The 15059-nt window shown below is 65.4% G+C and carries 17 protein-coding genes; 15 read left to right on the plus strand and 2 right to left on the minus strand.

Translation table 11 applies throughout. The features are described from left to right. Positions 1–29: 29 nt before the first annotated feature. The 9 genes from C563_RS0111825 (at position 30) to C563_RS0111865 (ending at position 5952) form a co-directional block, all read left to right on the plus strand. Positions 30–1172 (plus strand): Gfo/Idh/MocA family protein, encoded by a 1143-nt coding sequence (locus C563_RS0111825; RefSeq protein WP_018762268.1) that lies wholly within the window; start codon positions 30–32, stop codon positions 1170–1172. A 70-nt stretch (positions 1173–1242) separates the two neighbouring features. Further along, positions 1243–2025 carry a DeoR/GlpR family DNA-binding transcription regulator gene (locus tag C563_RS0111830; protein ID WP_018762269.1) on the plus strand — a complete coding sequence of 261 codons (783 nt, stop codon included), beginning with the start codon at positions 1243–1245 and terminating at the stop codon, positions 2023–2025. Beyond that, the gene (locus C563_RS0111835) at positions 2022–2939 is read left to right on the plus strand and encodes a 2-hydroxyacid dehydrogenase (RefSeq protein ID WP_018762270.1); all 918 of its coding nucleotides are present in this window, start codon (positions 2022–2024) and stop codon (positions 2937–2939) included. The genes C563_RS0111830 and C563_RS0111835 overlap by 4 nt, the downstream gene beginning before the upstream one ends. A gap of 31 nt (positions 2940–2970) precedes the next feature. Next, positions 2971–3438, plus strand: a complete 468-nt coding sequence (locus tag C563_RS0111840; protein ID WP_018762271.1) for an SRPBCC family protein — start codon at positions 2971–2973, stop codon at positions 3436–3438. A gap of 7 nt (positions 3439–3445) precedes the next feature. Further along, the gene (locus C563_RS0111845) at positions 3446–3790 is read left to right on the plus strand and encodes an iron chaperone (RefSeq protein WP_018762272.1); all 345 of its coding nucleotides are present in this window, start codon (positions 3446–3448) and stop codon (positions 3788–3790) included. 62 nt (positions 3791–3852) lie between these two features. Then, positions 3853–4446: a hypothetical protein gene (locus C563_RS21875; protein WP_133247109.1), complete on the plus strand. Its 594-nt coding sequence runs from the start codon at positions 3853–3855 to the stop codon at positions 4444–4446. Positions 4447–4509: 63 nt separating this feature from the next. Further along, positions 4510–4833: a hypothetical protein gene (locus C563_RS0111855; RefSeq protein ID WP_018762274.1), complete on the plus strand. Its 324-nt coding sequence runs from the start codon at positions 4510–4512 to the stop codon at positions 4831–4833. Positions 4834–5078: 245 nt separating this feature from the next. Next, positions 5079–5465, plus strand: a complete 387-nt coding sequence (locus C563_RS0111860) for a VOC family protein (RefSeq protein WP_018762275.1) — start codon at positions 5079–5081, stop codon at positions 5463–5465. Between the two features lie 136 nt (positions 5466–5601). Further along, entirely contained in the window at positions 5602–5952 is a 351-nt protein-coding gene (locus C563_RS0111865; RefSeq protein WP_018762276.1) for a cupin domain-containing protein, read from the plus strand. 57 nt (positions 5953–6009) lie between these two features. Here C563_RS0111865 and C563_RS0111870 read toward each other — a convergent pair whose 3' ends face one another. Together C563_RS0111870 and C563_RS0111875 are read right to left on the minus strand one after the other, a co-directional pair. Then, positions 6010–7263 (minus strand): MFS transporter, encoded by a 1254-nt coding sequence (locus tag C563_RS0111870; protein ID WP_018762277.1) that lies wholly within the window; start codon positions 7261–7263, stop codon positions 6010–6012. Continuing rightward, a complete protein-coding gene (locus C563_RS0111875; RefSeq protein WP_018762278.1) occupies positions 7260–7721 on the minus strand; it encodes a MarR family winged helix-turn-helix transcriptional regulator in 462 nt (153 codons plus the stop codon). The genes C563_RS0111870 and C563_RS0111875 overlap by 4 nt, the downstream gene beginning before the upstream one ends. 125 nt (positions 7722–7846) lie before the next feature. Between C563_RS0111875 and C563_RS0111880 the strand changes: the two genes are divergently transcribed. From C563_RS0111880 to C563_RS0111905, 6 genes are all read left to right on the plus strand, one after another. Beyond that, positions 7847–8362 carry a DUF3592 domain-containing protein gene (locus C563_RS0111880; RefSeq protein ID WP_155845149.1) on the plus strand — a complete coding sequence of 172 codons (516 nt, stop codon included), beginning with the start codon at positions 7847–7849 and terminating at the stop codon, positions 8360–8362. 54 nt (positions 8363–8416) lie between these two features. Continuing rightward, positions 8417–8998, plus strand: coding sequence for an SOUL family heme-binding protein (locus tag C563_RS0111885; protein WP_018762280.1), 582 nt, complete (start codon positions 8417–8419; stop codon positions 8996–8998). Between the two features lie 389 nt (positions 8999–9387). Further along, on the plus strand, positions 9388–11466 hold the full coding sequence (locus tag C563_RS21150; RefSeq protein WP_018762281.1) for a beta-galactosidase: 2079 nt from the start codon (positions 9388–9390) through the stop codon (positions 11464–11466). 8 nt (positions 11467–11474) lie between these two features. Beyond that, positions 11475–12455, plus strand: a complete 981-nt coding sequence (locus C563_RS0111895) for an ABC transporter permease (RefSeq protein WP_018762282.1) — start codon at positions 11475–11477, stop codon at positions 12453–12455. An 83-nt stretch (positions 12456–12538) separates the two neighbouring features. Beyond that, positions 12539–13408, plus strand: coding sequence for a carbohydrate ABC transporter permease (locus tag C563_RS0111900; RefSeq protein ID WP_026264722.1), 870 nt, complete (start codon positions 12539–12541; stop codon positions 13406–13408). Positions 13409–13414: 6 nt separating this feature from the next. Continuing rightward, a complete protein-coding gene (locus C563_RS0111905) occupies positions 13415–15049 on the plus strand; it encodes an extracellular solute-binding protein (protein ID WP_018762284.1) in 1635 nt (544 codons plus the stop codon). The last annotated feature ends 10 nt before the right edge of the window (positions 15050–15059 follow it).

A 15059-nucleotide genomic window follows, 5' to 3' on the forward strand; every position in this document is an offset into this window, starting at 1 on the left:
CCACTCAACGTAGAGAAACGGAGCAGCTCATGTCATTGCCTACTGCGGAATCTGTCCGGACCATCCGGTACGGACTCATCGGGGCGGGCCACATGGCCCGCGAACATGTCAGGAATCTCGCCTTGATCCCCGGGAGCCGGATCACCGCAGTGTCAGACCCCACGCCGTCATCCCTCGACGAGACTGCCAAGGAAATCGGCTACGACGTGCAACTCTTCACCTCCCACCAGGAACTGCTGGCCTCGGGAATGGTTGACGCGCTGGTGATTGCCAGCCCCAACGACACCCACTTGGGCATCCTGAAGGACATCTTCGCCAGCGGCACCAACCTCCCGGTCCTGGTCGAAAAGCCCGTATGCACCAGCGCAGAACAGGCGGACGAGCTCGAAGTCCTCGCCGCGGGCTACCCGGCACCGGTGTGGGTTGCCATGGAGTACCGGTACATGCCGCCGGTCCAGGAGGTTATCCAGGCGGCACACACCGGAAAGCTTGGGAACATCTACATGCTTTCCATCGTGGAACACCGCTTCCCGTTCCTGCACAAGGTGGATTCCTGGAACCGCTTCGCCGAGCGGACGGGCGGCACCCTGGTGGAGAAGTGCTGCCACTTCTTCGACCTGATGCGCCTGATCCTCCAGGACGAGCCCGTCCGGATTTACGCCAGCGGCGGCCACGACGTCAACCATATGGACGAGGTGTACGACGGCAAGGTCCCGGACATGGTGGACAACGCCTACGTCATCGTCGATTTCAAGGGAGGCCGGCGGGCCATGCTGGAGCTGTCCATGTTCGCCGAAGGGTCAAAGTTCCAGGAGCGGATCTCCATCGTGGGCGACGCCGCCAAGATCGAAACCCTCATCCCGGTGGCGGCCAACCACTGGATCCCCGGCGACGAAGCCGAGGCGACCGTGGAATTCAGCCCCCGGTCCCCGCTGGGCCCCCTGAAGCATGACGTGCCGGTGGATGAGGCGGTCCTCGCCGCCGGCGCCCACCACGGCTCCACGTACTACGAGCACCTTGGATACCGGAAGGCAATCCTGGGCGAAGGCCCCGTAGAGGTGACTGTTGCCGACGGCCTGCAGTCCGTGCGGATGGGCCTGGCAGCGGAACGTTCTATTACGGAAGGACGCCCCGTGGAGCTCGCGAATGCGGCTTCCGGGGTACGTTCATAAGAAGATTTGTGTTGGAAGTCCAACACGCCGCCAGGCTCTGCCCGGCGCATTGGGGAGGGATAAGCAGCTTATGAGCACAGCACATGGAGAGGCGCCGCTGACGCCGCGCCAGCGCACCATCCTCGATGAGTTGGGACGGAAAGGCTTCATTTCCACGAACGACCTCGCGGGGACGTTCGCAGTCTCCGACATGACCGTGCGGCGGGACACCCGGGTGCTGGCCAAGCGGGGCCTGGCCCGGGTGGTCCACGGCGGGGTCAGTGCCGTGGACGGGCACGGCCAGAACGCCGACTTCGCCGCCCGGGTCCGGGAGGACGCAGACGCCAAGCTCCGGGTCGCACGGGCCTGTGTGTCGATGATCAGCGAACGGGACGCCATCATCCTTGACGCCGGTACCACCACGTACCAGATCGCCCAGGAACTGCCCACGTCCTTCAGGGGGACCATCATCACGCACTCGGCCCCGGCCATCCAGCGCTGCCTGCAGCTGACCGAGGCGCGCACCATCTGCCTCGGCGGGGAACTGTTGCTGGACAGCCAGGCGTTCAACGGTCCCATGACCGTGAGCGCGGCTGCAGGTTTGCGCGCCAAAACGGCGTTCATCGGGGTGACCGGCATCCACGATGAGGCCTTCTACATCGAACGCGACGTGGAGCGCGCCACTAAGATCGCCCTTATGAATTCGGCGGAACAGGTAGTGGTGGTGGCAACCCACCAGAAGATGCTCAGGTACGCGCTGGCGCGGCTGGCAGCATTTGATGCGGTGGACATCCTGGTGACGGATGCCCCGCCGCCGGAGGAAATCGAGGATGCCCTGGGCGCCGCCAACGTCAAGCTGATGGTCGCCGCATGAGCGCCCGGCTGCGCGTCTGCCTGCCCGCCCAAGACCTGCTGGACGCACTCGCCCCGGTGGACGGCGTCGAGTTTGTGCTCTGGGACCTCGCGGGCCCGGCCCCCGAGGGCCGGCTGGACCTCCTGGTGCCGCCCTACATGGGCAAGCCGTCCGCGCTCGCCGCGCTGGAAGGCGTGGACGTAGGCCTGGTGCAGAGCCAGTCCATCGGGTACGACGGCGTAGCGGGCATCCTGCCCGGCGGTGTCACCTTTGCCAACGCGGCCGGAGTCCATGAGACCTCGACGGCGGAGCTCGCCGTGGGCATGATGATCGCGTCCCAGCGAGGCATCCCGGACTTTGTCCGGAACCAGGACAACGGCACATGGGACAACAGCCAGCGCCCCAGCCTGGCGGACCGGCGCGTCCTGCTGGTGGGTTACGGGGGAGTCGGCAAGGCCATCGAGGCCCGGCTCCTCCCGTTCGAAGCCGAGGTCACCCGGATGGCCAGCCGTTCACGCGAGGACGGTGGCGGAACCATCCACGGGATCGACTCGCTCTACGAACAGCTGCCGCTGCACGAGATCGTAGTGGTCAGTGTTCCCCTCAACGGGCAAACAGAGCACCTTGTGGACGCCAAGTTCCTCGCCGCCATGCCGGACGGCGCCCTGCTGGTGAACGTGGCCCGCGGCCCTGTGGCCAACACCGACGCGCTGCTGGCCGAGACTGCAACCGGCAGGCTCCGCGCCGCCCTGGACGTCACGGATCCGGAACCGCTGCCCGCCGGCCACCCGCTGTGGACCACCCCCGGAGTGCTCATCACTCCGCACGTGGGCGGCGCCAGCTCGGCCATGTTCCCCCGCATGGTTCGCCTGGTCAGGAAGCAGATCGGACTGCTGCTCGAGGGCCGCGAACCCGTCAACGTGGTCCTCCCTTAACGCCGGCGGCCTGCGGCCCTATGCTTGGCCCATGTCTACTTTCGAAGTCCGCCGCAGCGCGGTCATCCCTGCCTCCGCCGAGGAGATCTTTCCGCTGGTGAACAACTTCCACGAATGGACCGCCTGGTCCCCCTGGGAGGCGGTCGATCCGGGCATGAGCCGCCGCTACTTCGGCAGCGAATCAGGGGCCGGCGCAGGCTATGAGTGGAACGGGAACCGCAAGGCCGGCAGCGGAACCATGGAGATCGTGGAGTCGGTGCCTCCGAGCCGCATAGGGATCCGGCTGCAATTCACCAAGCCGTTCAAGGCCCTGAACCCCACGACGTTCACGTTCAGCCCGGCTCCTGGCGGCACCGAGGTGACGTGGCTGATGACCGGGGAGAACAAAGGGCTCGGTAAGGTCTTTGCCCTGTTCATGAACATGGACAAGCTGGTGGGCGGCGACTTTGAGCGCGGCCTCGCGGCGCTCGCAGCCACGGTCGCCGCCCGGAAGAGCTGATCGCTCCATGGGCGTCGTGGATGATGCCCTGGCCGCGACGGATGAACCGGGCCGCGGCTGCCTCCGGCATGTGGTGGAGATTGCCCGGTCCGTGGCCCCGGACGCCACCGAGGGCATGAGCTACGGGATGCCGGCCCTCAAGGTCGACGGCAAGCCGCTGGTGGCTGCCGTGGCCGCGGCCAAGCACCTTTCGATCTTTCCATTCTCCTCGGCCGTGGTGGAGGCGGTGGCCGGACGCCTGGAGGGCTACTCGCTGTCCAAGGGAACCATCCGCTTCAGCGCAGCCAGGCCGGTGCCGGACGACGTCGTAGCGGACATCGTCAGGCTGCGGCTGGCGGAAATCCGGAAGTGAAACCCTGCAGTTGAGGACGTCGGTTGGTTCCGCAACGGGAGGGTCTCTGCGAAAATTATCCAGTGACTTTACTTAAGCGGACAACCTCTTTGCCGGCTGATGGACCTCCGCGGTTTGCTGACCCCCGCCGTACGGGAGCCCTGCTTGGCCTTGGGGGTGCATGCCTCTTCGTGTTCTCCTACACGTCAGGGTTTGCGGACCTATTGTCCGGCGCCGCGCGCGTCCTGGTCCTCGGGGCGGTGGGCGCCAGCCTGTGGTTCCTCTTCGCCAGGCCACGTTTCCTGGGACCCTTCGTGCCACCCCGCGGCAGACACATTGCGGTCTATGTCCTGTGCGTGGTGGCTGAATTCGCGCTGATAGCGGCCGGTAGTTCATTGCTTGACGCCCGAGGTGCGCTGGTGCTGCGTCCGGCGCTGATCGCACTGGTGGTCGGCCTCCATTTCGTGCCGTTCGCGTGGGCCTTCAAGGAGCCCATGTTCTACCTTCTGGGCGGACTGCTCGCAGCGATTGGCGGTATTGGGCTGCTGAGCGGGACGGAACCGGGCGCGGCGTCGGCGGCGGCGACCGCCGGAGTGGCCATGGCGCTGGTCCTGCTTGCCTACAGCCTCGGAGCCTTCTCCAAGCTTCGGCGGGCAGGAACGCCTGCGAAGCGGTGAGGAACGCTGTGGCAGGACCAAAGGACCTGCCGGCCCGTCCACGGCGGCGCCTATCCTGAACCCATGCCTGACACCTTCGCATCCCTGGTGGACACCTTCAAGAACATGGGCGTGGCCCGCGCCTACGGCACGACGGTCACTCTCGGCGGGGAGGAGATCGTGCCCGTGGCGCTGGTCTCCTTCGGCTTCGGTGGCGGCATGGAATCGGAGAAAGGTGCGTCAGGTGGAGGCGGCGGCGGGTTCGTCTTGCCCTTGGGGGTGTACCGGACGGTCAATGGCAGGGCGGCGTTCCGCCCCAACACCATCGCCGTCCTGGCATGCCTGGTTCCCCTGGTGGCCGTGGCAGGCAGGGCGGCCCGCAGGGCCATCTCGGCGGCCCGGAAATAGCTGCACTGCCGCTGCCCCACCCGCAATAAAAACCCCTATTCCATGCGGGGACGAACAGTTCCATAATGGCCTCGTAGACTTCGGGAACCCCGTACCGATGGCTTCTGCCGCCGCGGATCAGGGAGCTCCAGGTGGCCGCCCCGGCATTCGGCGGGAAGGACGGCCACGAGGCCCGGCGGGGGACGGCCGGACCGATTCGGGGGAGAGCATCGCCATCAGGAAAAGTGGCAAGGAGAGTTGTTGTCATGCTCAAAGATCTGGAAGTCATGGCTGTATTGCCGGCAAAGGACATTGACCGGGCACGGGAGTTCTACCGGGACAAGCTGGGTTTGGAGCCCGAGCGGACCATGAGTGACGGCGGGCTCGTGTACCGGTGCGGGAAGGGTACCGCGTTCCTGATTTACCAAACGGACAACGCAGGCTCGGCCAAGAACACGCAGATAGGGTGGGGAACCGATGACGTACGGCGCGACGTCGAGGAGCTGCGCGGCCGGGGCGTCGTTTTCGAGGAGTACGACATGCCCGGACTGAAGACAGAGAACGGCATCGCCTCGATGGAGGGAATGGGCGACGCCGCCTGGTTCCTGGACAGTGAGGGCAACATCCTGAACATTTCATCGCTGCCCCGTTGAACGCCGCGGCCCGCTGTCGCAGGCCCGGCACATTAAGGACGACGCCGGCACCCGCCGCCGGAAGCACCTGCACCCGGGTGCCCCGGCAGGGGCAGGGCCGGCGCCGCCGCAGATTGAGGTTGTGGGAAGGGGCGCGATGAGCGTCGAGGAGGTGGCACCGAAGACCACTGGCGTCTCGGTGGAGTTGCTGGCTGCGGTCGACCTTGCCGGCGAGATCGACGGGATGGAAGGGCGCCAGTTGCGGATGCGGATGGTGACCATCGAGCCCGGTGGAGTGTTCGGCCCCCTCCATGACCATGCGGGCCGGCCTGGCACTGTCTATGTCCTCTCGGGGATCATCACCGACCACCGGGACGGGGTTGCCACGGAGTACGGGCCGGGCGTGGGCTGGCCGGAGGACCGGAACACCCTGCACTGGCTGGAGAACCGGGGAGTGGTGCCGGCGGTCGAAATCTCGGTGGATATCGTCGGCGCGCCCAGGCCGTAAAGCTTGTCCGGGCTTTGCCGCAGGTGCCGGGATCGGCCGTACCCGCCCAACCGACGCTCAGACGGCCGGTTCCCGCCTGCCCAGCGCCATCCGGAGCGCGCCGCGGAAAGTAATCCGGTTCCGCCTGCTCACCGCCACCACCGCCGCGATTCCGGCCAGGAGCACCACGATGCCGCCGGAGGCGACCGACCAGCGTGCACCGTACTGGCTGCCTATCCACCCCACCAGGGGCGAACCCAGCGCGGTGCCGCCTTGCAGCACTGCCAGGTACAGCGCCAGGACGCGGCCACGGAACTGGGCTTCCACGGAGAGCTGGATGCTGGTGTTGCAGCTGTTCAGGAAAGTGATGGACGCCAGGCCCACCGGAACCAGGATGGCTGCGTAGGTCCAGAACGATGGCGCCAGGCTGCCGAGGATCGTGAAGAAGCCCAGCCCTAGCGCGCCGCCCAGGAGGAAGCGCAGCCGGGGGCCGGACCGGCGCGCGGCCAGGAGGGCGCCGGCGAGCGTACCTACCGCCATGATCGAGCCGAGGAGCCCGAATTCACTGGGCCCCATGCTGAACTCGGTGGTGGCCATCAGCGAGTTGATGACCGGGAAGTTCATGCCGAACGCGCCCAGGATACCCACCAGGACCATGATCAACATCAGATCCGGACGGCGGCGCACATACCGGACGCCCTCCACCACCTGGTGCTTGTTGCGTTGGCCTGCCACGGGGGCCGGCTGGGTGATGCGGATCCGGAACAGCGAGACCAGGACGGCGGCGAAGCTGGCAGCGTTGAGCAGGAACACCGGGCCGGTGCCCACCCACGCGATGAGGACGCCGGCGATTGCGGGGCCGGTAAGCCGGGCGGTATTGAAGGACGCCGAGTTCAAGGCCACTGCATTGGAGATGTTGTCCTGGCCAACCAGTTCGGACACGAAGGCCTGGCGGGCGGGGGCATCCACGGCGCTGGCAACTCCCAGGCAGAACGCAGCCACGTAGGCGTGCCACAACTGGGCGGTGCCGGTGACCACGAGCAGGCCGATGGCCAAGCCGGTGAAGCCCATGGCCAGCTGCGTCCACATCAGGATGATGCGCTTGCGGTACCGGTCCGCCAGCACTCCGCCGTACGGGCCGAACAGCAGCATGGGCAGGAACTGCAGGCCGGTGGTGAGGCCCACCGCGGCACCGGAGTGGTCCGTAAGGACGGTCAGGACCAGCCAGTCCTGTGCCACCCGCTGCATCCAGGTGCCGATGTTGGACACGATCGCGCCGCCGGCCCAGATGCGGTAGTTGGGGTTTTCGAGGGCCCGGAACATGGCACTCATTTGGCGCTCATTTCCTGCATGATGCGGGCCGCGCGGCTCAGTGTGAGCCGGTCGTCCTCGCTGAGCCCTGCCACGCGCCGGGCCAGCCAGGCGGTCCGCTGCCGGCGTGCTTCCTCGAGGACCGTCCTGCCGGCGTCGGTGATGTCCACGCGAACCTGGCGGCCGTCGTCGGGATGGGCGGACCTGGTGACGAATCCTTGGTCGGCGAGGGCGTTGACGATCCTGGTCATGGACGGGGCCTGGACGTGTTCGCTCTCTGCCAGTGCGCGCAGCGTGCTGGGACCGCTGCCGTTGAGCAGGGCCAGGACGGTGTACTGGCCAGGGGTGATGATGTCGCCGGTTGCTTCGACGCGGAGCCGGCGGGACGTGCGCATCACGGCGGTGCGCAGGTCGATGGCGAGGGTGTCCGGGGCGGTGGGGTCTGCTGTGGCCTGGGGCTTGGTGTGGGCGGGTGACATGTAAGCGGGTGCGCCTCCTGCTGCGGTTATTTAGCACTGCTAATTAGTTCTGCTAACTATTATGCCGCTCATGGTTGCCCATGGCAACGGTCCAGTGTGTGGTTTTGCTGACAGGCTCGGGCAGAATGGGAGCCGTGACTGGGCGCAGAACCGACAAGAACCGCAAGCCCGCGCGGCCGTGGAAGATAAGGCTGAACCTGGCGGTCACCGTCCTGGTCCTTTGCCTGGGGCCCATCATGATCGGTGCGGGCAGCTTCATGATCAACGCGGACGAAGAACTCGCGCGCACTGGAGCGCGGGCAACCGGAACGATCGTCCACTTTGACGATGTCACCAAGGCATCCCAGCGCAGGATCCGGGTTGACTTCACGACGCCGGACGGATCGGCCCACCGGACGTTCGCGGCCGTGGACCACGACCAGCACCCTGTGGTGGGAACCGATGTTCCTGTGATCTATGCCGAAGATGATCCTGGCCGGGCGATCGTTCCGGGCTATGAAAGTGGCGGAGAGTGGTTCCGTGGTGCCGGCGTGGTCCTGACAGCGCTCTTCGGTGGAATTGGAACCCTGGCCGTCGTCCTGATGGGAGTGGGGGCCCTGCGCGGCTTCCTTCGGAGGCGCGCCACACGGCGCGTGGGGTGAGCCGGGGCGCAGGTCTGGCCGCCCAGGCGCCACGGGCGTAGGCTCTGACGCACCATGACTGAACAGCAGCCCTATGAACTGATCCGCCGGTATCCACATTTCGAGCTCCGTTGGTATCCGGCTTACGTCGTGGCTGAGGTCAAGGTCAGGGCGGACTTCGACCGGGCCGGAAACGCGGCGTTCCGTTACCTGTTCAATTACATCAGCGGCAACAACTCCGCCCGCCGCAAGCTGGCCATGACTGCGCCCGTCATCCAGGAGCCTGGTTCCCCGCAAAAGCTGGCCATGACGGCTCCCGTGCTGCAGCAGGGGCCGTTGCCGGGAGCCCGTGGGCCGGCGGAGTTCGTGGTGGGATTCGTGCTCCCGGCCGGCGTCACGGCCGACACGGCCCCGGCTCCCGCCGACCCCAGGGTGACGGTGCGCGCCGTTCCGGCCTCCCTTTCCGCTGCCCTCAGCTTCACGGGCGGCGGCTCCGCTTCTTCCTTCGAGCGGCATACCGCGGGGCTCCAAGCGGCACTGAAAGTTGCCGGGCTGACGCCGGTCGGCGCTCCGCGATACGCGCGCTTCGACCCGCCCTTCAAGCCCTGGTTCCTGCGACGCAATGAAGTGCTGCAGGACATCAAAGAGCCAGGATAGCGGGCGCCGGACCACTGCCTGCCGCTGGCGGAGGAGGGCGTCCGCGCCCACCGGGGGTGGCCGGCCTGGATCGTGCGGTCCCAGGCTGGCTGTTGATACTGGCATTGGCGCTGCGAAACCTGCCACGCCGGTCGTACAAGCAGCTCCGATAGTTTCTTCCAACCCTGGAAAATACGGAACCTGGCCTGCGCCTGGACCGACGTTTTCCGGACGGGGGCCTCCTGTATGCATCCATGTTAGCGTTCGCATCCGCGGCAATGCGGAGAAAGGAATGCGCTCCTACTTTCACGTACTTGTTGTTATTGCTGAAAGTTTACGATAGTTTCTCTGTGTGATGCAGGTCGCACTGGTGGGGAGCCCGCGGCCAACATGCCAACCAAAGGACAATGATGACCAGCGAGCAACGCACCCATACACCCGAACACCGGCTTAAGCGCCTGCATGACCGGCTTGGCGGCATCGCCTACGGAGGGGATTACAACCCCGAGCAGTGGCCGCGCGAGGTGTGGGACGAGGACGTCCGCCTCATGAAGGAAGCAGGGGTCAACCTGGTTACCCTGGCCGTTTTCTCCTGGAGCAGGCTCGAAACGGCGGACGGCATCTACGACTTCAGCTGGCTGGACGAGATCATGGACCTGCTGCACGCCAACGGCATCGGCGTGGACCTGGCCACTCCGGACGCTGTCCCGCCGGCCTGGCTGATCGCCCGGCACCCGGACATCCTTCCGGTCCTGGCTGATGGCAGCACCTTCGGCTTCGGCTCCCGCCAGCACTTCGACGTCTCCCACCCCGCCTACCGGGCAAAGTCCCTGGCGATGGCGGAAAAGATGGGGGAGCGGTACGCCGCCCACCCCGCCCTGTGCATGTGGCACGTCAACAACGAGTACGGCCCCGTCTCCTACGGCCCGCACGCCGACCGCGCCTTCCGGGAATGGCTCCAGGACAAGTACGGCAGCCTGGAGGAACTGAACCGGGCCTGGAGCACCGACGTGTGGGGCCAGGTCTACTCCGACTGGGCCCAGGTCAATGCACCTGCCCAGCCCCGCACCTGGTCCAACCCGTCCCGCCGGCTCGATTACCACCGGTTCACCTCGGACAGCATGCTGGCGCACTACAAGGCCGAACGGGACATCCTGCGCCGCCACACGCCGGAACTGCCCGTTGTCACCAACTTCATGCGCTTCTACAAGAACAACGACTACTGGGCCTGGGCCGCCGAGGAAGATGCCGCCGCACTGGACATCTATCCGGACCCTCGCGAATCCGACGCGCACGTTGCCGCCGCCCTCAACTTCGACCTCATGCGCTCACTGCGGAAGGGCCAGCCCTGGCTGGTCATGGAACAAGCCACCGCAGCCGTCAGCCAATGGTCCGTCAACGTCTCCAAACTGCCCGGCAAGATGCGTTTAGGCTCCTACCAGGCGATTGCCCAGGGAGCCGATTCCATCCTCTTCTTCCAGTGGCGCCAGGCCAGGGGAGGCACCGAACGCTTCCACTCCGGCATGGTCAACCATGCCGGCCCCAACACGCGGGTGTTCCGGGAGGTCTGCGAACTGGGCCGGGAGCTCAAGAACCTCTCCGGAATCACCGGCACCCGCTCCACCGCCAAGGTGGCGCTGGTCTTTGACTGGGACTGCTGGTGGGCCCTGGAACTGGGCAACTCGCCCCGCTCGGACCTGAGCTACGCGCAGGAAGTCCTCCGCCTTTACCGGCCCTTCTTTGACGCCAACATCACCGTGGACTTCGTGGACACCACCAGCGACCTTCACCAGTACAGCTTGGTGGTCCTTCCCGCCACCTACCTGCTTACCGACGACGCCGCACAGCGCTACGAGGACTACGTCGCCGGCGGCGGCCGGCTGGTGGCCAGCTACCTCTCCGGCATTGTGGACCAGGACAACACGATCCGGCTCGGCGGCTACCCTGGCGCCCTCCGCAACGTCCTGGGCGCGTGGAGCGAGGAGATGCACCCGCTGGCCGGGGAGGGCGAGGCCGTCAAGCTTTCAACGGCCGACGGCGGCACGGCCTCAGCGGATTACTGGACCGAACACCTGCACGCCACCTCGGCGGAGGTGCTGGCCCGCTACGCCTCGGGCAGGCTGGCCGGGTCGCCGGCCGTCACCCGCAACAGTTTCGGCTGCGGCACCGCCGTCTACCTCTCGGCGAGGGTGGATGGCACCTACCTGGAGGAACTGCTCGACGCCGAACGGACCGCTGCGGGGATCCGCCCCGAACTGGACGCGCCGCTGGGAGTGCAGGTCCGCCGTCGTGCCGGCAACGGACGCAGCTACCTGCTGGTCCTCAACCACAACGACGCACCGGCCCGGGTGGATGTTGGGGCGGGCGGCACGGACGTGCTCACCGGCACCCGAATCACGGGTGCAGTGGAACTGGCCGCCAACGGGGTCCTGGTCCTGGAAGAGGCAGCTGGCGAACACGCCCGCACATACGCAGAAGCCGGCCGGTAGGAGGCAACATGGCCACGCAATTGGAAGTACCTCCCGGAGCGGTCACCACACAGCCGCCCGGCCGCAAGGACAAACCACGGAACAAGCCCGGCGGCTGGAAGCTCGCCATCAAGCGCGACTGGCGGCTCTACACGCTGGTGCTGCTGCCGCTGGCCTACTTCGCCATCTTCCGCTACCTGCCCATGGCCGGCAACGTCATCGCGTTCCGGCAATTCCAGCCCGGCGGCAGCATCTTCGGCGAGAAATGGGTGGGACTGAAGTACGTCACCCTGTTCATCAACGATCCCAGTTTCTGGCAGGCCTTCCAGAACACCATCATCCTGGGCGTGCTGACACTCCTGTTCTGCTTCCCAATGCCCATCATCTTCGCGCTGATGCTGAACGAGCTGCGCTCGCAGAAGTTCAAGAAATTCGTCCAGACGGTGGCGTACCTGCCGCACTTCATGTCAGTGGTGATCATCGCCGGCATGATCCTGCAGAACTTCTCCATGACCGGTACGGTGAACCAGATCGCCAGCACGGTCTTCGGAAGCACGGTGAACTTCACCCAGGACGCCGCCTGGTTCCGGCCCATGTACATCAGCTCCGAGGTGTGGCAGACCATGGGCTGGGGCGCCATCCTGTACCTGGCCGCCCTCACCAGGGTCGACGAGTCGCTGTATGAGGCCGCCCGGATCGACGGCGCCAACCGGTGGCAACAGACCTGGCATGTGACCCTCCCGGCCATCCGGCCCACCATCATCACGCTGCTGATCCTGAACATCGGCACGTTCATGGCCGTGGGCTTCGAGAAGATCCTGCTGATTTACAACCCGCTCAACTACCAGACCTCGGACGTCATCTCCACCTACCTGTACCGGGTGGGCCTGGAATCGTCCAACTTCAGCTACGCGGCCGCGATCGGCATGTTCGAATCCGTCATCGGCCTCACGCTGATCCTCTCCGCGAACGCCATCTCCAAACGGCTCGCCGGAACGAGCCTGTGGTGAAAGGGGCCACCGTGAAAGAGACAACCGTGAAGGAAACCGCAGTGCAAAAGCCCACGGCGGACACCGGTGTGCTGGTCAAGGACATGAAGGTCTCCCGCAGCATGCGGGTGTTCCGCGTGGCCAACCTGGTGTTCCTGCTGGTGGTGGTCTTCCTGACCATGTACCCGTTCCTGAACATCCTGGCGCAGAGCTTCTCCAGCGAAGGGTTCATCAACGCCGGGCAGGTCAACCTTTTCCCGCTGGGGTTCAACACCCAGACCTACCAGCTGATCCTGGCGGATTCGGTGTTTTGGCGGAATTACGGCAACACCGTCCTGTACACGGTGGTGGCCACCGCAATCTCGATGGTCCTGACCACCAGTTTCGCGTACGCCATCGCTAAGAAGGACCTCAAGGGACGCAGCGTGTTCATCGGCATCGCCGTGTTCACCATGTTCTTCAACGGCGGCCTGATCCCCAACTACGTGCTCATCACCTCGCTGGGCATGCGGGACACCCTGTGGGCGGTGGTGCTGCCCAACGCCATCAGCGTCTTCAACCTGCTGATCATGAAGTCGTTCTTCGAGAACATGCCGCGGGAACTGGAGGAGGCGGCCGCCATCGACGGGCTCACCCAGTACGGGGTCCTGTTCAAGGTGGTGCTGCCGCTGAGCAAGGCCATCGTGGCCACCATGGTCCTGTTCTACGCCGTGGCCAACTGGAACTCCTGGTTCCAGGCGTTCCTCTACCTGGACAACCCGGATCTGTTCCCGGTGACCATCTACCTCCGCAACATGATTGCCGGCGTCACCACCGCGGGTTCGGCCGGCGGCACGGCAGAGAACGTGGGCCAGATCGCCGCCAACATCCAGTCGGTGACCATCGTGCTCACCATCATCCCCATCCTGTGCGTCTACCCGTTCGTCCAGAAGTACTTCTTTTCGGGCGTCATGCTCGGCTCCGTCAAGGAATAACCCGTTATGAAAGGAAAACCCATGATCCGCAGACGAGACTTCCTCGGCCTGTCCGCGCTCGCAGCCTTCGGCCTGGTGATGGCCGGGTGCGACTCAGATTCCGGCAGCAAGGTGGACACCTCAAAGGCCCGCAACGGTGCGATGGACAGCTTCGGGGTGGGGGACACGTTCAAGGCGACGACGCCGCTGAGCTTCACGTTCCTCTTCAGCGACCAGCCCACTTACCCGTACAAGAAGGACTGGCTGCTGTTCACCAAGATGGCCAGCGACAACAACGTCACGCTGCAGCCCACCATCGTCCCCAGCAGCGACTACGAGCAGAAGCGCAGCCTCCTGATCAGCTCCGGGAGTGCCCCCGAGATCATCGCCAAGACCTACCCCGGCCAGGAGAGCGCGTATGTGTCCTCCGGTGCGGTCCTCCCGGTCAGCGACTACGTGGACCTCATGCCCCACTACCAGGACAAAATCAAGAAATGGAAGCTGGAACCTGAAATCGCAGGACTCACCCAGGAGGACGGGAAGTACTACGTCCTGCCTGGCCTGCACGAGGAGCTCTGGCCGGACTACACGCTGGCGTTCCGCACCGACGTGCTGGAGAAGGAAGGCATTGCCGAGCCCAAGAGCTGGGACGAGTTCCGCGAGGTGCTCCGCAAGCTCAAGAAGTCCCATCCCGACGTCGTGCCCTTCTCCGACCGGTTCAATGGCAACAGCGTGCTGAACATTGCCGGCACCGCGTTCGGAACCGTGGCAGGCTGGGGCCTGGTGGACGGCTTGACGTTCGACGACGGCAAGAAGCAATTCGCCTTCGGCTCGGCCAGCAGCCAGTTCAAGGACCTGGTTACCTACTTCAACTCGCTGGTGTCCGAGGGCCTGATGGACCCGGAAAGCTTCACCCAGACCGACGATTCCGCCATCCAGAAGTTCACGTCCGGCAAGTCGTTCGTGATCAGCGCCAACTCGCAGAACATCATCACCTACCGCACGTCCATGGAGCAGTCACTGGGCAAGGGCAACTTCGCGGTCCGCAAGATCACCGTCCCCGGCGGCCCGGCCGGTGACCTGATCGGTGGTTCGCGGCTGGAGAACGGCATCATGCTGAACTCATCGGTGAAGGACAAAGACAGCTTCGTGGCGCTGATGCAGTACATCGACTGGCTGTTCTACAGCGACGCCGGCCAGGAATTCTCCAAGTGGGGCGTCCAGGGCACCACCTACACCAAGGAAGGCAGCAAGCGCGTCCTGGCCAAGGACATCAACTTCCAGGGCCTGAACCCGGCAGGCACCAAGGACCTGCGCGTGGACTACGGCTTCTCCGGTGGCAATTTCTCCTATGGCGGCACCACGGACTTGCTGCAGTCCACCTTCAACGACGAGGAGCTGGCGTTCCAAAAGGCCATGAAGAGCAAGACGCCCAAGCCAGTGGCGCCGCCCGTGCCGTTCAGCGACACGGACCGCGAACAGGCCACGCTGGTGCTCACGCCGCTCAAGGACCACGTCAAGCAGAACACCCTGAAGTTCATTACCGGCCAGCGGCCCCTCTCCGAGTTCGACGCCTACGTCAAGGAGCTGGACAGCAAGGGCATGGGCAAGTATGTAGATTTGGCCAACAAGGCGTACAAGGCCTACGCGGACAAGAAGTAGGCGGACGACG

This window comes from Arthrobacter sp. 135MFCol5.1, assembly GCF_000374865.1.
In the GTDB taxonomy this organism is placed as follows: domain Bacteria; phylum Actinomycetota; class Actinomycetes; order Actinomycetales; family Micrococcaceae; genus Arthrobacter.